The organism is Pseudomonas sp. 3B-A001-10F (genome assembly GCF_056313565.1).
The window spans coordinates 1-18,663 of sequence record NZ_JBQYFW010000031.1; the positions used below are offsets into that span (position 1 = coordinate 1).

General features: G+C 59.1%; 16 protein-coding genes. 8 read left to right on the plus strand and 8 right to left on the minus strand.

Features of this window, described 5'->3' with window-relative positions:
• Window positions 1–596: 596 nt before the first annotated feature.
• The 3 genes from AC0ZWN_RS22930 to algW all read right to left on the minus strand — a co-directional run bounded on the left by AC0ZWN_RS22930 (window position 597) and on the right by algW (window position 4,680).
• The gene (locus AC0ZWN_RS22930) at window positions 597–1,316 is read right to left on the minus strand and encodes a DUF4198 domain-containing protein (protein WP_476336629.1); all 720 of its coding nucleotides are present in this window, start codon (window positions 1,314–1,316) and stop codon (window positions 597–599) included.
• A 12-nt stretch (window positions 1,317–1,328) separates the two neighbouring features.
• Window positions 1,329–3,434: a TonB-dependent siderophore receptor gene (locus AC0ZWN_RS22935; RefSeq protein ID WP_476336631.1), complete on the minus strand. Its 2,106-nt coding sequence runs from the start codon at window positions 3,432–3,434 to the stop codon at window positions 1,329–1,331.
• Between the two features lie 88 nt (window positions 3,435–3,522).
• A complete protein-coding gene (gene algW / locus AC0ZWN_RS22940; protein WP_476336632.1) occupies window positions 3,523–4,680 on the minus strand; it encodes a Do family serine endopeptidase AlgW in 1,158 nt (385 codons plus the stop codon).
• A gap of 103 nt (window positions 4,681–4,783) precedes the next feature.
• On the opposite strand from algW, the gene AC0ZWN_RS22945 reads away from it, so the two are divergent.
• The 3 genes from AC0ZWN_RS22945 to cysN all read left to right on the plus strand — a co-directional run bounded on the left by AC0ZWN_RS22945 (window position 4,784) and on the right by cysN (window position 8,614).
• Window positions 4,784–5,542, plus strand: a complete 759-nt coding sequence (locus AC0ZWN_RS22945; RefSeq protein ID WP_093436004.1) for a Nif3-like dinuclear metal center hexameric protein — start codon at window positions 4,784–4,786, stop codon at window positions 5,540–5,542.
• Between the two features lie 246 nt (window positions 5,543–5,788).
• Window positions 5,789–6,706, plus strand: coding sequence for a sulfate adenylyltransferase subunit CysD (gene cysD / locus AC0ZWN_RS22950; protein WP_007912374.1), 918 nt, complete (start codon window positions 5,789–5,791; stop codon window positions 6,704–6,706).
• A gap of 9 nt (window positions 6,707–6,715) precedes the next feature.
• Complete coding sequence (gene cysN, locus AC0ZWN_RS22955; protein WP_186624829.1) at window positions 6,716–8,614, plus strand: sulfate adenylyltransferase subunit CysN; 1,899 nt, start codon at window positions 6,716–6,718, stop codon at window positions 8,612–8,614.
• 184 nt (window positions 8,615–8,798) lie between these two features.
• On the opposite strand, the gene AC0ZWN_RS22960 is transcribed toward cysN, so the two are convergent.
• The 3 genes from AC0ZWN_RS22960 to AC0ZWN_RS22970 are packed head-to-tail and all read right to left on the minus strand — an operon-like array spanning window position 8,799 to window position 12,188.
• The gene (locus AC0ZWN_RS22960; RefSeq protein WP_476336634.1) at window positions 8,799–9,701 is read right to left on the minus strand and encodes an acyltransferase; all 903 of its coding nucleotides are present in this window, start codon (window positions 9,699–9,701) and stop codon (window positions 8,799–8,801) included.
• A complete protein-coding gene (pta, locus tag AC0ZWN_RS22965) occupies window positions 9,702–11,801 on the minus strand; it encodes a phosphate acetyltransferase (RefSeq protein WP_476336636.1) in 2,100 nt (699 codons plus the stop codon).
• Between the two features lie 60 nt (window positions 11,802–11,861).
• The gene (locus AC0ZWN_RS22970) at window positions 11,862–12,188 is read right to left on the minus strand and encodes a DUF3565 domain-containing protein (RefSeq protein ID WP_093436299.1); all 327 of its coding nucleotides are present in this window, start codon (window positions 12,186–12,188) and stop codon (window positions 11,862–11,864) included.
• Between AC0ZWN_RS22970 and AC0ZWN_RS22975 the strand changes: the two genes are divergently transcribed.
• The 3 genes from AC0ZWN_RS22975 (at window position 12,157) to AC0ZWN_RS22985 (ending at window position 14,518) form a co-directional block, all read left to right on the plus strand.
• Window positions 12,157–12,642, plus strand: a complete 486-nt coding sequence (locus AC0ZWN_RS22975; protein WP_008085027.1) for an FKBP-type peptidyl-prolyl cis-trans isomerase — start codon at window positions 12,157–12,159, stop codon at window positions 12,640–12,642. The two genes, AC0ZWN_RS22970 and AC0ZWN_RS22975, sit on opposite strands and share 32 nt — an antisense overlap.
• A 123-nt stretch (window positions 12,643–12,765) precedes the next feature.
• Window positions 12,766–13,248, plus strand: a complete 483-nt coding sequence (locus AC0ZWN_RS22980; RefSeq protein ID WP_093436016.1) for a glutathione peroxidase — start codon at window positions 12,766–12,768, stop codon at window positions 13,246–13,248.
• A 166-nt stretch (window positions 13,249–13,414) separates the two neighbouring features.
• Entirely contained in the window at window positions 13,415–14,518 is a 1,104-nt protein-coding gene (locus AC0ZWN_RS22985) for an NADH:flavin oxidoreductase (protein ID WP_093436019.1), read from the plus strand.
• Window positions 14,519–14,626: 108 nt separating this feature from the next.
• Here the strand turns inward: AC0ZWN_RS22985 and AC0ZWN_RS22990 are convergent, their stop codons facing one another.
• Window positions 14,627–15,826, minus strand: coding sequence for a glycosyltransferase family 4 protein (locus AC0ZWN_RS22990; RefSeq protein ID WP_476336638.1), 1,200 nt, complete (start codon window positions 15,824–15,826; stop codon window positions 14,627–14,629).
• Window positions 15,827–15,942: 116 nt separating this feature from the next.
• Between AC0ZWN_RS22990 and AC0ZWN_RS22995 the strand changes: the two genes are divergently transcribed.
• On the plus strand, window positions 15,943–16,518 hold the full coding sequence (locus AC0ZWN_RS22995; protein WP_414926663.1) for a hypothetical protein: 576 nt from the start codon (window positions 15,943–15,945) through the stop codon (window positions 16,516–16,518).
• A 27-nt stretch (window positions 16,519–16,545) separates the two neighbouring features.
• Here the strand turns inward: AC0ZWN_RS22995 and cysZ are convergent, their stop codons facing one another.
• Window positions 16,546–17,301 carry a sulfate transporter CysZ gene (gene cysZ, locus AC0ZWN_RS23000; RefSeq protein ID WP_116254658.1) on the minus strand — a complete coding sequence of 252 codons (756 nt, stop codon included), beginning with the start codon at window positions 17,299–17,301 and terminating at the stop codon, window positions 16,546–16,548.
• Between the two features lie 311 nt (window positions 17,302–17,612).
• On the opposite strand from cysZ, the gene trxB reads away from it, so the two are divergent.
• A complete protein-coding gene (gene trxB / locus AC0ZWN_RS23005) occupies window positions 17,613–18,575 on the plus strand; it encodes a thioredoxin-disulfide reductase (protein ID WP_108226178.1) in 963 nt (320 codons plus the stop codon).
• The last annotated feature ends 88 nt before the right edge of the window (window positions 18,576–18,663 follow it).

An 18,663-nucleotide genomic window follows, 5' to 3' on the forward strand; every position in this document is an offset into this window, starting at 1 on the left:
ACATCGTTGGGTTTTACAACAACGAACGGTTGCACTCGAAACTGGGATATCTGCCACCGACCGCTTACGAGCGGGCGATGGCGTCAAAACCACCTATCGAGGTGTCCGGAATTAGTTGACCACTGCACAGGTCGATGTACCTCACAAGATCCCCTCACCCTAACCCTCTCCCAAAGGGAGAGGGGACTGATTGGGGGATGCTGTTGAATTGCACCGACCTGATGCTGCTTTCCCGAATCCATAATCGACCCGGTCTTTCAGGTCGATGTACCTCACAAGACAACTCGGTCTGCTCCCTCTCCCAAAGGGAGAGGTGACTGATTGGGGGATGCTGTTGAATTGCACCGACCTGATGCTGCTTTCCCGAATCCATAATCGACTCGGTCTTTCAGGTCGATGTAGCTCACAAGACAACTCGGTCTGCTCCCTCTCCCAAAGGGAGAGGTGACTGATTGGGGGATGCTGTTGAATTGCACCGACCTGATGCTGCTTTACCGAATCCATAATCGACTCGGTCTTTCAGGTCGATGTAGCTCACAAGACAACTCGGTCGGCCCCCTCTCCCTCCGGGAGAGGGTTGGGGTGAGGGTCTGCTTTTACTCGTGATGCGCTTCGCCAAGGAAGGTCAGTGAGGTGAACAAGCCGCGGCTATCCACATCTGCGCTGCCTTTCACCGGCACCTCGACCTGCGCCGCAATCACATTCAACCCTTCATTCCTCACCAACACCTGCGCCCGACCATCCTTGTCAGTCTCGGTGCTCAACGTGTTCGGTGCACTGCGATAGTCGCCAATCAACTTCACCCCCGCCGCCGGTTTGCCATCGAGCAGCACCCGCACCGGTAATGATTTCCCTGGCCCCACGGTGAGCGGATCAACCTCCGGAAGAATCAGCAATTTGATCTGATCCAGTTTTGGCAACTTCGCTCCCGGCTGATAAATCGCCAGGCTGTATTTGAACGTCTGCGTCGCTTCGACAGCGCCCGGCACTTTGCTCCGGCCTTCGTTGACCCACTTTTTGTCGGCAGTCTGCGACCACATGCCGTTGTTCAGCGCCACGGCCAGGACGGCCGGAGCTTTCAGTGGTTTCAGTCGTGCGTGATCCGTCAGGCGCTCGACGCTCACCGGAATCATCTTGCCGCTCGCGTCGTAAGCCCACGCGCCGCTGATCTTCTGCGCCTTGAACGCGTTGTCCTCAGCGCCATGACCGTAGACCACTTCGATATTGCCGCGCCGTTGCTCAGTCCACAGGCCATGGGCCGAGACCTGACCGGCGAACAGCGCGGCGATAAGCACAAGGGATTTGCCGTATTGCATGGTGACGTCCTTTTACAGGTTGAGAGTCAGGCTGACGGTGAAGTTGCGCGGCTCACCGGGGTTGACCCAGTAGTTGCTGTAGGAGCGCTCGTAATACTTCTCGTCGAAGAGGTTGTTCAGGTTCAGGCCGACAGTGACGTTGTCGCTGGCCTTGTAATGCGCGAGCAGGTCGACGGTGTGATACGCCGGCAATTCGAAGTCGCTGCCGGATTCTCCCGAGCGATCGCCGACGTAGGTGAACGCTGCACCGACGTCCGAACCACGCAAATGGCCGTCCTGAAATTCGTAAACACCGAGTAGGCTGCCGCTACGCTTGGCCACGCCGAGGATGCGGCTGCCGGTGGAAATCACCGCGTCGCCCTTGGTCACTTCGGCGTCGATGTAGGCGAAGGCGCCGATGACTCGCACCGCATCGGTGACTTGCCCGGTGACCTGCCAATCGAGGCCGCGACTGCGTGCCTTGCCCATGGCGCGGCTGGTGTCGGTGGCCGGGTCGAGGGCGAGAACGTTTTCTTTGTCGATGTGGAAGAAGGCGAGGGTGCTGCTCAGGCGTTCGTCGAACAGTTCGTTTTTGATCCCGACTTCGTAGCCGACGCCTTCTTCCGGGTCGAAGGATTTGCCGGCGGCGTCGAGGCCATTGTTCGGTTTGACCGAGGTCGAGGCGTTGGCGAACAACCCGGTTTCCGGCGTCAATTGATAGAGCAGGCCGACCCGCTGGGTGAGCGCGTCGTGGCGTTGGTTGCTGGTAGCGTTGCGGCTGTGATCGTCGATGTGCTGATCAAAATGCTCGAAGCGTGCGCCGATCATCCCGCGCAGTTTGTCGGTGAAGACGATCTGGTCCTGCAGGTTCAGTGCATGACTTTCGACCTGTTCGAAGAAGTCAGTGCCCGACCGCGCGCCGTTGGGTTTCGGTTGGCCGTAGATCGGCTTGTAGATGTCGATGGCGTAGGGGCCGCCAGCAATAGTGGTGACGCGCTCGTTCTTGCGGAAGTTTTCGTACTCGGTGCCAATCAGCAATTCGTGTTGCCACGGGCCGAGATCGAACAGGCCGCGCAGTTCCAGTTGGGTGATGCTGTCGTGCCAGTTCGTGTCGCGCTCGCGATAGCGGCGGTTGACGGTGTGGCCGTTGGCGTTCAATGGACGACTTTCCGAAGCATCGCCCCAGAGTTTGCCTTCCTTGTAATGACTGGCCAGACGCAGCTTCCAGCTGTCGTTGAGGTGATGTTCCAGCGTGGCCTGAAGCAGATTGTTGTGGTTATCGATGTTGCCGTCGTTGGGTTCGCCAAGGAAAGTCGAGCGCGAAACACCGCCCCATTTATTGTTGGGCGCGACGATGCCGCGATCAAAGGTCGAGCTGTGACGAACGATTTCGCTTTCCACCAGCAGCGACGTGTCCGGGTTCAATTGCCAGCTGATCGAGGGCGCGACGAATACGCGCTGGCTGTCGACGTGATCGCGAAAACTGTTGTTGTCCTCAACCGCGAGGTTGATTCGCGACAGCACATCACCCTCATCATCCAGCGGTGTGTTGACGTCCAGCGCGGTGCGATAGCGATCCCAACTGCCGGCGCTGGTTTGCAGAGTGGTGAAGGCTTCGGGCTGCGGTTTTTTGGTGACGATGTTCACCGTGCCGCCGGGATCGCCTCGACCATACAGACTGGCGGCGGGGCCTTTGAGTACTTCGATGCGCTCGATATTCGCCGCGTCCGGCGTGCTCGGATAACCCCGGTTGGCGCTGAAGCCGTCCTTGTAGAACTCCGAGGTGGTGAAGCCGCGCACGCTGTATTCGTAAAGCGTCAGGCCGCCGAAGTTATTTTGCTTGGATACGCCGCCGGCAAAATCCAGCGCGCGCTCGACACTGGTGCTGCCCAGATCCTTGAGCACGCTGGCGGGCACTACGCTGATCGCCTGCGATATATCGCGGATCGCGGTGTCGGTTTTGGTTGCGCTGGATGAGCGTGTGGCGCGATAGCCCTTGACCGGGCCGGTCGGCGATTCGTAGTCGGAGATGACGCTGATGGCGTCGAGTTCAAGCGGCTTGGGTTCTTCGGCGAAGGCTGGATCGACCAGCAGACCAAGGCTCAGGCCGAGCAGGGAAGCCTTTGTTCGAGACGACATGTTATGTTGTTCCAATTCTTAGAATTGAAACAATATAACATGCCTGTTGAGAATGTCTTTTATTAGCGCACTTGGCGCGAACGAAGTTTTATTCTTCTTTTTCTTTCACCGGCGCCGGTGGCGGACGCAGGCCGATTTCCGCGCTGAGCTTCAGCTCTTTACCGTTGCGCATCACTTGGATCGTCACTTTGTCGGTCGGCTTGATCCGCGCGACCTGGTTCATCGACTTGCGACCATCTCCGGCCGGCTCGCCATCGATGCTCAAAATAACGTCACCCAGTTGCAGGCCGGCCTTCTGCGCCGGGCCATCGCGGAAGATCCCCGCGACGACAATCCCCGGACGCCCGGACAAGCCGAACGACTCGGCCAGTTCCTGGGTCAGCGGCTGCACCTCGATGCCGAGCCAGCCACGAATTACCTGACCGTGCTCGATGATCGACTTCATCACTTCCATTGCCAGTTTCACCGGAATCGCAAAGCCGATGCCCTGCGAGCCACCGGACTTGGAAAAGATCGCCGTGTTGATGCCGGTAAGGTTGCCGTTGGCATCGACCAGCGCTCCGCCGGAGTTACCCGGGTTGATCGCCGCGTCGGTCTGGATGAAGTCTTCGTAGTTGTTCAGGCCCAACTGGTTACGCCCGGTGGCGCTGATAATGCCCATGGTCACGGTCTGGCCAACGCCGAACGGGTTGCCGATGGCCAATGCAACGTCGCCGATGCGAATGTTGTCGGAGCGGCCGACAGTGATGGCCGGCAGGGTTTTCAGATCGATTTTCAACACCGCGAGATCGGTTTCCGGGTCGCTGCCGATGACGCGGGCGAGGGTTTCGCGGCCATCTTTCAGGGCGACCACAATCTGATCCGCGCCGCTGGTCACGTGATTGTTGGTCAGAATGTAGCCTTCCGGGCTCATGATCACGCCGGAACCGAGGCTCGATTCCATGCGTTTCTGCTTTGGCGAGTTGTCACCGAAGAAGCGCCGAAACTGCGGATCCTCAAACAGCGGATGCGCCGGTTTGTTGATGACTTTGGTGGTGTAGAGGTTGACCACCGAAGGCGCGGCAATGGTCACCGCGTCGGCATAGGACACCGGGCCCTGTTGCACGCTGGTGGTTTGCGGGGCCTGTTGCAGGTTGACGTCGAGGCTCGGAAGCCCGACCCACTGCGGGTAACGCTGAATAATCAACAGAGCGATAAGCACACCGGCCAACAACGGCCAGCCGAAAAAACGCAGCGCCTTGAGCATTAAGCACGTCCTGGAAAAGTTGCAGGCGGGGTCAGACCGCCCATAATGTCGCGCATTATACGAGGCCGCGCGCGCCTCTGAACGGGATATTTAGGAGTCTTTCATGGCCGTTGCCCTCAGCACCCTCGTCGAAGAAGCCGACCGTTACCTCAGCAGCTCGAAAATTGCCGATTATTGCCCCAACGGCTTGCAGGTCGAAGGCCGGCCGCAAGTGATGCGCATCGTCAGCGGCGTCACCGCCAGTCAGGCGTTGCTGGATGCTGCCGTCGAAGCCGAGGCGGATCTGGTGCTGGTGCACCACGGTTACTTCTGGAAGGGCGAGAACCCGTGCATCACTGGCATGAAGCAGCGTCGACTGAAGACATTGCTCAAGCACGACATCAGTCTGCTCGCTTACCATTTGCCGCTGGATCTGCATCCGGATGTTGGCAATAACGTGCAGCTTGCTCGCCAACTGGACATCACCGTTGAAGGTCCGCTGGATCCGGACAATCTGAAAATTGTCGGTCTGGTCGGGTCTTTGAAGGATCCGATGACCGCGCGCGATTTCGCCCGCAAGGTGCAGGAAACCATGGGCCGCGAACCGCTGTTGATCGAGGGCAGCCCGATGATTCGCCGAGTAGGCTGGTGCACCGGTGGCGGTCAGGGCTATATCGATCAGGCCGTCGCGGCAGGCGTTGATCTGTACCTGAGCGGTGAAGCCTCCGAGCAGACCTTCCACAGCGCCCGCGAAAACGACATCAGCTTCATCGCCGCCGGACACCACGCCACCGAACGCTACGGCGTACAGGCCCTGGGTGACTATCTGGCAAAACGCTTTGCTGTCGAACACATCTTCATCGATTGCCCCAACCCGATCTGATCATCACCTCTCCCCTGTGTAGGAGCTGCCGAAGGCTGCGATCTTTTGATCTTGTTTTTTAAAAGATCAGATCAAAAGATCGCAGCCTTTGGCAGCTCCTACACGGGATCGTCGCCCAAACGAGTGGGCATATTCATATACCCTTTCGATCTAGTTGGCGTCCTGATTAGAAGAGGCCGCTGTGCTAGGATTTCCCGCTCGAACACGGCCCGCTGGCCGTTCATAAGAAAGTTTTCGTGAGTAGCCATGGTCGACAAACTGACGCATCTGAAACAGCTGGAGGCGGAAAGCATCCACATCATCCGCGAGGTGGCCGCCGAGTTCGATAACCCGGTGATGCTGTACTCCATCGGTAAAGACTCCGCCGTGATGCTGCACCTGGCACGCAAGGCGTTCTTCCCGGGCAAACTGCCGTTTCCGGTGATGCACGTCGACACCCGCTGGAAATTCCAGGAGATGTACAAGTTCCGCGACAAGATGGTCGAAGAACTGGGCCTGGACCTGATCACCCACATCAACCCCGATGGCGTGGCGCAGAACATCAACCCGTTCACCCACGGCAGCGCCAAGCACACCGACATCATGAAGACCGAGGGCCTGAAACAGGCACTCGACAAGCATGGTTTCGACGCAGCCTTCGGCGGCGCCCGTCGCGATGAAGAGAAATCCCGTGCCAAAGAGCGCGTGTACTCGTTCCGCGACAGCAAGCACCGCTGGGACCCGAAAAACCAGCGTCCAGAGCTGTGGAACGTCTACAACGGCAAGGTCAACAAGGGCGAATCCATTCGCGTATTCCCTCTGTCGAACTGGACCGAACTGGACATCTGGCAATACATCTACCTCGAAGGCATCCCGATTGTGCCGCTGTACTTCGCCGCCGAACGCGAAGTGATCGAGAAGAACGGCACGTTGATCATGATCGACGACGAGCGCATCCTCGAGCACCTGTCCGATGAGGACAAGGCTCGCATCGTCAAAAAGAAAGTGCGTTTCCGTACCCTTGGCTGCTACCCGTTGACGGGCGCGGTGGAGTCCGAGGCAGAAAGCCTCACGGACATCATTCAGGAAATGCTCCTGACGCGAACTTCCGAGCGCCAGGGCCGTGTCATCGACCACGATGGCGCCGGCTCGATGGAAGACAAAAAACGTCAAGGCTATTTCTAAGGGGCTGTCATGTCGCATGTTTCTGATTTGATCAGCGAGGACATCCTCGCCTACCTGGGCCAGCACGAACGTAAAGAACTGCTGCGCTTTTTGACCTGCGGTAACGTCGATGACGGCAAGAGCACCCTGATCGGGCGCCTGCTGCACGACTCGAAGATGATCTACGAAGATCACCTCGAAGCGATCACCCGCGACTCGAAGAAAGTCGGCACCACCGGTGACGACATCGATCTGGCATTGCTGGTCGACGGCCTGCAGGCCGAGCGCGAGCAGGGCATCACCATCGATGTCGCCTACCGCTATTTCTCCACCGCCAAACGCAAATTCATCATCGCCGACACCCCCGGCCATGAGCAGTACACCCGCAACATGGCCACCGGTGCGTCCACCTGTGACCTGGCGATCATCCTCGTCGACGCCCGTTACGGTGTGCAGACCCAGACCCGTCGCCACAGCTTCATTGCGTCCTTGCTGGGGATCAAACACATCGTCGTCGCCATCAACAAGATGGACCTGAAAGACTTCGATGAAGGCGTGTTCGAGTCGATCAAGGCTGACTACCTGAAGTTCGCCGAAGGCTTGAAGATGAAGCCGACCAGCATGCACTTCGTGCCGATGTCTGCCCTCAAAGGCGACAACGTGGTGAACAAGTCCGAGCGCTCGCCGTGGTACACCGGCCAGTCGCTGATGGAAATCCTCGAGACCGTGGAAGTCGCGGGCGATCGCAACTTCACCGATCTGCGTTTCCCGGTGCAGTACGTCAACCGTCCGAACCTGAACTTCCGTGGTTTCGCCGGCACCCTGGCCAGCGGCATCGTGCACAAGGGTGACGAAGTCGTGGTGCTGCCGTCGGGCAAAAGCAGCCGGGTGAAATCCATCGTCACCTTCGAAGGTGAGCTGGAGCACGCCGGTCCAGGTCAAGCGGTGACGCTGACCATGGAAGACGAAATCGACATCTCCCGTGGCGACCTGTTGGTGCATGCCGACAACGTGCCGCCGGTCACCGACAGCTTCGAAGCGATGCTGGTGTGGATGGCTGAAGAGCCGATGCTGCCGGGCAAGAAATACGACATCAAACGCGCCACCAGCTACGTGCCGGGTTCGATTGCCAGCATCGTCAACAAGGTCGACGTGAACACGTTGGAAGAAGGCCCGGCGAGCGCGTTGCAGCTCAACGAAATCGGCAAGGTGAAGATCGCGCTGGACGCGCCGATCGCCCTCGACGGTTACGAAAGCAACCGCACCACCGGCGCGTTCATCGTCATTGATCGCTTGACCAACGGCACCGTCGGCGCCGGCATGATCGTCGCGCAACCGGTGACGCATGGCACTGCCACGCATCACGGCAAACTGGCGCACGTGGCCACTGAAGAACGTGCCCAGCGCTTCGGCCAGCAACCGGCGACCGTGCTGTTCAGCGGCCTGTCGGGCGCGGGCAAGAGCACGCTGGCTTACGCCGTCGAGCGCAAGTTGTTCGACATGGGTCGTGCGGTGTTTGTACTGGATGGTCAGAACCTGCGTCATGACTTGAACAAAGGTCTGCCACAGGATCGCGCCGGCCGTACCGAAAACTGGCGTCGTGCCGCGCACGTCGCGCGTCAGTTCAACGAAGCCGGTTTGCTGACGTTGGCGGCGTTCGTCGCGCCAAGCGCTGAAGGTCGCGAGCAGGCCAAGGATCTGATCGGCAAGGATCGTCTGTTGACGGTCTACGTACAGGCCTCGCCGGCCGTGTGCGCCGAGCGTGATCCGCAAGGTCTGTATGCTGCCGCTGGCGATAACATCCCGGGCGAATCCTTCCCGTACGACGTGCCGCTGAATGCCGATCTGGTGATCGACACGCAGACACTGAGTCTGGAAGACAGCGTCAAGCAAGTGCTGGATCTGCTGCGCAAACGTGGCGCGATCTAAGCGTTAGCGACAAACAAAAAGCCCGCCGATGAGCAATCATCGGCGGGCTTTTTTATTGGGGCATACGGCGATTCGTGATCGTTCCCACGCTCTGCGTGGGAATGCAGCCCGGGACGCTCCGCGTCCCATCTAAAGCGGACGCAGAGCGTCCAGTGAGGCATTCCCACGCGGAGCATGGGAACGATCATACGGAAGGATATTCGCGGTGCATCTGTTCGAGCAGCGCATCCTTGTCCAGCCACAGCTGATTGATCCAGCCCTGGAACTGCAGGCGATACTCGCCGTCCTGATCGTAATTCTTGCCAATGAACTGCTGGGGAATCTTCAGCTCTTCAAAGTGCACCACCACATCGCGCACATTGCCGCAGAGCAAATCCCAGAACCCCGGACGCCCGGCCGGGTAGTGGATGGTCACGTTGACGATCGACTCCAGTTGCTCGCCCATTGCATCCAGCACAAAGGCGATCCCGCCAGCCTTGGGCTTGAGCAGATATTTGAACGGCGACTGCTGCTGCGCATGCTTGCCTTCGGTGAAGCGTGTGCCTTCGACGAAGTTGAAAATCCCCACCGGGTTATCGCGAAACTTCGCACACGTCTTGCGGGTGGTTTCGAGGTCTTTGCCTTTCTTCTCCGGATGCTTGGCCAGGTAGGCCTTGGAGTAGCGCTTCATGAACGGAAAGCCCAGTGCCCACCAGGCCAGACCGATCACCGGCACCCAGATCAGCTCCTGCTTGAGGAAGAACTTCAGCGGCTGGATCTTTCGGTTGAGCACGTATTGCAGCACCAGAATGTCCACCCAGCTCTGGTGATTGCTGGTGATCAGGTATGAGTGCTGGTAGTCGAGACCTTGCAGGCCGCTGATGTGCCAGCGCGTGCGCCGTACCAGGTTCATCCAGCCCTTGTTATTGCTGATCCACGCTTCATGGGTGTGGCTCATCAGCCACAGCGAGGCACGCCGGGCAAGGTCGAACGGCAGCACTTTGATCAGCGCTACGCAGAACAGAAACGAGCACAGCAGGATCGTATTGAGTGCCAACAGCAGCGAAGCGATCACGCCGCGCACGGGTGCAGGTAGAAAATCCAGCATTTACACATCCATAGGTCGGTTGGCGGCTTGAATCGCGGTGAGGGCGATGGTGTAGACGATGTCATCGACTTGTGCGCCGCGTGGCAAGTCATTCACCGGTTTGCGCAAGCCTTGCAGCATCGGCCCGAGGCTGACGCAATCGGCGCTGCGTTGCACGGCTTTGTGCGTGGTGTTGCCGGTGTTCAGATCGGGGAACACAAACACCGTGGCGCGACCGGCCACCTGACTGTTCGGTGCCAGTTGCCGGGCGACTTCGGCGTTGGCCGCGGCGTCGTATTGCAGCGGGCCGTCGATCAGCAGTGAGTGCTGTTGTTCGTGGGCGAGCAGGGTGGCTTCACGCACTTTCTCGACTTCTTCACCGGTGGCCGATTCGCCGCTGGAGTAACTGATCATCGCCACGCGCGGGGTGATGCCGAACGCTGCGGCCGAGTCGGCGCTTTGCAGGGCAATCTCGGCCAGTTCGGTGGCGCTTGGGTGCGGGTTCATCACGCAGTCGCCGTAGACCAGTACTTCCTCCGGGAAGAGCATGAAGAACACCGATGACACCAGCGTGCAGCCCGGCGCGGTCTTGATCAATTGCAGAGCCGGGCGGATGGTATTGGCGGTGGTGTTGATCACGCCCGATACCAGGCCGTCGACCTCGTCCAGCGCCAGCATCATGGTGCCGATCACTACGGTGTCTTCCAGTTGCTGTTCGGCCATCGGCGCGTTGAGGCTTTTGGTTTTGCGCAGGGCGACCATCGGTTCGACGTAGCGCTCGCGGATCAGGTCTGGATCAAGAATCTCCAGCCCTGGCGGCAAGGCGATGCCTTGGGCGCGGGCCACGGCTTCGACATCTTCCGGTTTGGCGAGTAACACGCAGCGGGCAATCCCGCGTTCCTGGCAGATCGCCGCCGCTTGCACGGTGAACGGCTCGCTGCCTTCAGGCAGGACGATGCGTTTGTTCGCCGCTTGCGCACGCTGGATCAACTGATAGCGGAATACTGCTGGCGACAGGCGCATTTCCCGTGGCGTGCCACAGCGCTGGTGCAGCCATTTGGCGTCGAGATGGCTGGCGACGAAATCGGTGATGATCTCCGCTCGCTCGCGGTCGTCAATCGGGATTTCCTTGTTCAGGCCGTTGAGCAGGTTGGCGGTGTCGTAGGAGCCAGTACTCACCGATAGCACCGGCAAACCGGCCTGCAACGCACCACGGCACAGATCCATGATGCGCGGATCGGGCAGGGTGTCGCTGGTCAGCAGCAGGCCGGCCAGCGGCACGCCGTTGATCGCGGCCAGACTGACGGCGAGGATGATGTCGTCGCGATCGCCCGGCGTCACCACCAACACGCCGGGCTTGAGCAGCTCGACGGTGTTGCGCATGGTCCGCGCGCAGATGATGATTTTGGTCATCCGGCGGGTTTCGTAATCACCGGCATTAAGCACTTGTGCGCCCATCAGGTCGGCAACGTCACGGGTACGTGGTGCGTTGAGTTCCGGCTGATAGGGAATGCAGCCGAGCAGGCGGAAATCACCGCTGCGCAGCAACGGCGAATGCTCCTTCAGGCGCGCAGCGAAGGCGTCCATGCTCTCGTCGGTCTTGACCTTGTTGAGGATCACCCCGAGGACTTTCGGGTCTTTCGGGCCGCCGAACAATTGCGCCTGCAATTCGACCCGGCCGGAGAGTTCGGCGAGCACTTCGTTTTCCGGCGCCGAGACCAGAATCACCTCGGCATCCAGGCTCTTGGCCAGGTGCAGGTTGACCCGGGCGGCGTAACTGGCGCTGCGGGTCGGCACCATGCCTTCGACGACCAGCACGTCTTTGCCAATGGCGGCTTGCTGATACAGCGTGATGATTTCTTCGAGCAGCTCATCGAGCTGACCGTCGCCGAGCATCCGCTCGACGTGCGCCAGGCCCAACGGTTGTGGCGGTTTCAAACCGTGGGTGCGCGCCACCAGTTCGGTGGAACGCTCGGGGCCGGTGTCACCCGGATGCGGCTGGGCAATCGGTTTGAAGAAACCGACTTTCAGCCCGGCTCGCTCAAGCGTGCGCACCAGCCCGAGGCTGATGGAGGTCAGACCCACACCAAAATCGGTGGGCGCGATAAAAAAAGTTTGCATGCGAATTCTCTAAAGTTGCATGGCAATGGCGATCGCCTATAGCTGACGATCTACCGAAATTCAGTCGCCAAGGTTATCGCTAACCGAGCCTTGTGCGCACCAACCGCAGGCAAAGGGTTGGCCTATTTTTTCAATACGTTGCGCCGGGTCCAGCACCCAGGCGCGCGATTGCCAGGGCGGCTGATGGCGCAGGTGCTGGGTGTGGCCACAGGAAAGCTCGACGACCCAGTGACCGTCCTCGTCCTGATGAAAGCCTGCGATCGTCGAAACCCGTTTGTCCGGGTTGTGTTCGCTTTCGCGCGATTGCTTCGCTAAACTTGGCCTTTCTATATTCTTATGCAAAAGGTCTCGCCCCATGCTGATCGCCGCCAATAAGGCTGTCTCCATCGACTATACCCTGACCAACGACGCTGGTGAGGTCATCGACAGCTCCGCCGGCGGCGCTCCGCTGGTCTACCTGCAAGGCGCAGGCAACATCATCCCTGGCCTGGAAAAAGCTCTGGATGGCAAAGCTGTTGGTGACGAGCTGGAAGTTTCCGTTGAGCCGGAAGACGCTTACGGCGAATACGCCGCTGAGCTGGTCAGCACCCTGAGCCGCAGCATGTTCGAAGGCGTTGACGAGCTGGAAGTCGGCATGCAGTTCCACGCTTCGGCGCCGGACGGCCAGATGCAAATCGTCACCATCCGTGACCTCGACGGCGATGACGTGACCGTTGATGGCAACCACCCACTGGCCGGTCAGCGCCTGAACTTCAAAGTGAAGATCGTTGACATCCGTGATGCCAGCCAGGAAGAAATCGCTCATGGCCACGTCCATGGCGAAGGTGGCCATCACCACTGATTTTCTGCGCTAAGCTTCGAGTACTGGAGAGGCGCCTGCGGGCGCCTTTTTAGTCCGCGGCTGTCCTTGGTGACCTCGCCAAGTGGCTGTTTCGAGTAGAACACGGGAATCTTGGAGTTCGTCATGAGTGCTTTTCACGACCTTAAGTTGACAGCCCTGGATGGTCAGGAGCTACCGCTGGCGCCGTTCAAGGGCCAAGTCGTGCTGGTGGTCAACGTCGCCTCCAAATGCGGCTTGACCCCACAGTACGCGGCGCTGGAAAACCTCTATCAGCAATACAAAGGCAAAGGTTTCAGCGTGCTGGGCCTGCCGTGCAACCAGTTTGCCGGCCAGGAACCAGGCAGCGAAAAGGAAATTCAGGATTTCTGCAGCCTCAACTATGGCGTGACATTCCCGTTGTCGAGCAAGCTCGAAGTCAACGGTCATGATCGTCACCAGCTCTACCGTCTGCTGGCGGGCGAGGGGGCGGAGTTTCCTGGGGACATCACCTGGAATTTCGAGAAGTTTCTGCTCGGCAAGGACGGCCGCGTGCTGGCCCGGTTCTCGCCGCGCACGGCGCCGGATGATCCGACCATTGTGCATGCGATTGAAAAAGCGCTGAGCTGAAACAGCAAGATCAAAAGATCGCAGCCTTCGGCAGCTCTTAAAGGGCCTGCCGGTGCTGCGATCTTTTCGTTTCTGATCCTTGATCATTCAAATCAATAGTGCTGTTCAAAGCCTTTGACTGTCCATATTATCGCCGTCATAAAGTCATTCCCTGTGGAGCCTTCCAATGCCGGTTCAAGCCCTGTTCAAACCGTTCCAACTCGGTGCCCTCGAACTGCCGACCCGCGTGGTCATGGCGCCAATGACTCGCTCCTTTTCCCCGGGCGGCGTGCCTAATTCGAAAGTCATTGAGTACTACCGTCGTCGCGCGGCCGCCGGCGTTGGCCTGATCATCACCGAAGGCACCACTGTCGGCCACATTGCCTCCAACGGTTATCCGAACGTGCCGCAGTTCTTTGGCGACGCGCCATTGGCCGGCTGGAAGAAGGTCGTCGATGCGGTTCACGCCGAAGGCGGCAAGATCGTGCCGCAACTGTGGCACGTGGGCAGCGTGCGCCGAATCGGCACCGAGCCGGACGCTAGCGTGCCGGGTTACGGTCCGTCGGAAAAAATCAAAGACGGTCAGGTCGTGGTGCACGGCATGACTAAACAAGATATTCAGGATGTGATCGCAGCCTTCGCCCAAGCGGCCAAAGATGCACAGAGCATCGGCATGGACGGCGTGGAAATCCACGGCGCCCACGGTTACCTGATCGACCAGTTTTTCTGGGAGGGCAGCAACCAGCGCACCGACGAATACGGTGGCAGCCTGGCCAACCGTTCACGTTTCGCCATTGAATTGATTCAAGCCGTGCGTGCGGCGGTCGGTGAAGGCTTCCCGATCATCTTTCGTTTCTCGCAATGGAAACAGCAGGACTACACGGCGCGTCTGGTGCAAACCCCGCAAGCGCTGGGTGAATTCCTCAAGCCGCTGTCTGACGCTGGCGTGGATATTTTCCACTGCTCGACGCGTCGCTTCTGGGAGCCGGAATTTGACGGTTCCGAGCTGAACCTGGCCGGCTGGACCCGCAAACTCACCGGCAAGCCGACCATCACCGTTGGCAGTGTTGGCCTTGATGGTGAGTTCCTGCAGTTCATGGTCAACACCGACAAGGTCGCACAACCGGCCAGTTTGGAGAACCTGCTGGAGCGTCTGAACAAAGAGGAGTTTGATCTGGTGGCGGTGGGCCGTGCGTTGCTGGTCGATCCGGACTGGGCGCAGAAAGTCCGCGAAGGGCGTGAACAGGATATTTTGCCGTTCAGCCGTGAGGCGTTGATGACGCTGGTTTAACCAGCGGCTGTACTGACGCCATCGCGAGCAGGCTCACTCCTACAATTGGAGTGCATTCCCCTGTAGGAGTGAGCCTGCTCGCGATAGCGGTCTCCAAGTCGCCTGGATTCAAGGCAATGTCTGCGCATTCGGCACCACTTGCTCCCCTACACAAGCCCCGCGCAAATGCTTTTCAAACTGCTCGATAACCGCCGGCCAGCCCTGGCGACTCGCATGCTGCCGCGCATTCAGGCGCACGCAGCGCAACCTCTCATCCTCTTCCAGCAACCATGCCGCCGCCTCGCAAAAGGCTGGCTCATCACCAGGCATCGCCAGCACGCCGTTGTAGCCATGGCGAATATGCTGCGCCGCCGCAGCCTGATCGTAAGCCACCACACCCAGTCCCGAGGCCAGTGCCTCCAGCACCACATTGCCGAAGGTTTCGGTCAGACTCGGAAACAGAAACAAATCACCAGACGCATAGTGCGCCGACAACGCTTCACCGCGCTGCGCACCGCAGAAAACCGCCCCGGGCAAATCCTTTTCCAGCGCCAGCCGTTGCGGTCCGTCACCGACCACGATCAGTTTCAGATTGCGCTGTGGATAAGTGTCACGCAGTTTTTCGAAGCAGCGTTTGAGCAGGCCAAGGTTTTTCTCCGGCGCGAGCCGTCCTACGTGAATCACCGCAATGTCCTGCTCGGACAGGCCCCATTGCTCACGCAAGGCGTTCAGCCGTTTGCTCGGATGAAACAACTGGCTGTCGACACCACGCGATAACAGCGCCAAGCGCTCGAAATGCCGCCGTTCCAGTTCCAGGCGCTGGCTGACGCTTGGCACCAGCGTCATGGCCGAGCGATTGTGAAACCAGCGCAGATAATGCGTGAGCATCCGCGTCAGCAGACCGAGCCCGTATTGGTTGGTGTATTGCTGAAAATTGGTGTGAAAACCGCTGACCACCGATATCCCCAAACGGCGCGCCGCACGCAGCGCCGACAACCCGAGCGGGCCTTCCGTGGCGATGTACAACACGTCGGGACGCTGGCGCTTCCAGCGCCGCAGCAGTTTGTGCATCGACGACTGACCCCATTGCAGCCCCGGATATCCCGGCAACGGCCAGCCCCGACACAGTAGCAGCGCGTCATCTTCACTGCGCTGCGGATCACCGGCCTGACGCGGCCGCACCAGTTCAACCTGATGCCCACGCGCGCGCAGTCCATCGCACAAGCGGCCAAGGGTATTGGCCACCCCGTTGATTTCCGGTGGGAAGGTTTCGCTGATCAGAGTGATATGTAGAGCTGTCGTCATGACCCCAGTGTCGACTGAGGCCATGTCGTCATTGTGTCGAGTTGATGATGGATTGATGACAGCCACTGGCCCCGCTGGGCTCAATATTTTCGCCAGTCGGTCGTTAGCCTTGATTGAACGTTTGAACCAAGGAAATGGCTATGGCGGAAAATGTCTACGCGTCCCCTGAGGCGAATCTGTTGAACGAAGATGTGCAGGCTGCAGGATTTTACGTGGTTGCCAGATGGAAATTCATTCTGCTGTCGGTGCTCAGTTTTGGCCTGTATTTCTATTATTGGTCGTACAAAAACTGGAGCCTGTACAAGCAGCGGACGCAGGAAGAGCTGTGGCCAGTGGCGCGCGGTATCTTCTATATATTTTTCGTGCACAGGCTGTATCGTCATGCAGACAAGACGATTCACGACAGCGGTCGAAAATCCAGCTGGGATCTTGAGCAGTGGGCAACGGTGTTTGTTGTATTGACGTTGCTTGCAGTGGTGCTCGATAAACTATCGAGCCATTTCGAAGGCTTGTTGTACCTGAGTTTGTTTGCTATGGCACTGCTGCCACTCAGAGCTTATGTCGCCAGTGAAGGCCAGCAACTGATCAACCTGGCCGCCAACGATCCGCAAGGCTTGGGCAACAACCGCCTGAATGCCTGGAATTTTTTGATCATCGTTCCAGGCATCGCCCTGTGGGCATTGGTGCTGATCGGGACGTGGAGCTTTTTCCACTGAGGCAGCGGCAAAACGACAGCGTCTGGCTCAGGCCTTTTCCTGAGCCAGCACCTCGGCACCGCGCTCACGCACCCAGAACAACGTCGCCCCGGCCACAGCCGCCGGCATCATCAGGATGTTGACCACCGGGATCAGCAGCACCAGATAGACGATCCCGCCAAAGCTCATGCTCTGCCAGCGCTTTTGCCGCAACCAGGCAAGCATTTCGTTCCAGCCCAGTTTGTGGTTATCCGCCGGGTAGTCGATGTACTGGATCGCCATCATCCACACGCCGAACAACAGCCACAGCGGTGCAGCAATGATATTCACCACCGGGATGAACGAGAGAATGAACAGTCCAATCGCCCGTGGCAGGAAGTAGCCGAGTTTGCGCATTTCCCGGGCGAGGGTGCGCGGGACCATCGCGATCAATTCGCCCCAGCTGAACGCCGGGAAGTCATCAGTGCCGCGTACCACCACTTCGACTTTTTCCGCGAGGAAGCCGTTGAACGGTGCGGCGATTACGTTGGCCAGCATGGTGAAAGTGAAGAACACCATCAGCGCCACTAGCACTACAAACAGTGGCCAGAGGATGTAACTGAGGAAGCTCAGCCATTCGGGCAGCGATGGCATCAGCGTATCGACCCATAGACTGAACTGGTGGCCGGCCAGATAAATCAATCCGACGAACAGCACCAGGTTGATCGCCAGCGGCAACAACACGAACAGGCGCAGGCCGGGGCTGAGAACCAGTTTGAGGCCTTCGCGCAGGTATTGCGGGCCAGACAGAACAGGGGCGGGCATAAGGTGCTCCGAGCAAGGGAAAACGCGCCGACCTTACCGGCTTTGCAACGACGGCGAAAGCGCGGTAGAGCGATCGACATTCACTGTAACAAAGACGTCCATCTCGTCAGTGTGTCGGCATAGAGACCACCTATGAGCTGGATTGTTAAACCGTATTTCCTTAATCTTGCCCCCCTCGATACGCTGCACCCAACTTTTTACAGGACTGTCGAGCTCAAGCCTTCCCCAAGGTTTTCCACGGTCCTTTTTTATTCCCGCCGGCAGTCCGGCGATCCGTGCCAGTTTTTCGGCCCGGTCAACAGGAGCAGGTCATGTCTGAAGTCCGTCATTCGCGAGTGATTATTCTCGGTTCCGGCCCTGCCGGTTACAGCGCTGCGGTATACGCGGCCCGCGCCAACCTCAAGCCACTGCTGATCACCGGCATGCAGGCTGGCGGTCAACTGACCACCACCACCGAAGTCGACAACTGGCCGGGCGACGTTCACGGCCTGACCGGTCCAGCCCTGATGGAGCGGATGCGCGAGCACGCCGAGCGTTTTGAAACCGAGATCGTTTTCGATCACATCAACGCCGTGGACTTTGCTGCCAAGCCTTACACCCTGACCGGCGACAGCGCGACCTACACCTGCGACGCCCTGATCATCGCCACCGGTGCTAGCGCGCGTTACCTGGGCCTGCCATCGGAAGAAGCGTTCATGGGCAAAGGCGTTTCCGCCTGCGCAACCTGCGACGGATTCTTCTACCGCAACAAGCCTGTTGCAGTGGTCGGCGGCGGCAACACCGCTGTTGAAGAAGCTCTGTACCTGGCCAACATCGCCAGCACCGTGACCCTGATCCACCGTCGCGAAACCTTCCGCGCCGAGAAGATCCTGATCGACAAGCTCAACGCTCGCGTCGCCGAAGGCAAGATCATCCTCAAGTTGAACGCCACTCTCGACGAAGTGCTGGGTGACAACATGGGCGTGACCGGTGCGCGCCTGAAGAACAACGATGGCAGCTTCGACGAAATCACCGTCGACGGCGTGTTCATCGCCATCGGCCACACCCCGAACACTTCGCTGTTCGAAGGCCAGCTGACCCTCAAAGACGGTTATCTGGTGGTGCACGGCGGCCGTGAAGGCAATGCTACGGCGACCAGCGTCGAGGGCATCTTCGCTGCCGGTGACGTGGCTGACCACGTTTACCGTCAGGCGATCACCTCGGCCGGCGCCGGCTGCATGGCCGCACTGGACACCGAGCGTTACCTGGACGGTCTGCAGAACGCTTCGTTCTAAATCGCAGACATAAAAAAACCGGCCAGATTGGCCGGTTTTTTTGTGCCCGAGAATCACAGTCACCACAGATCAAATGTGGGAGCGAGCC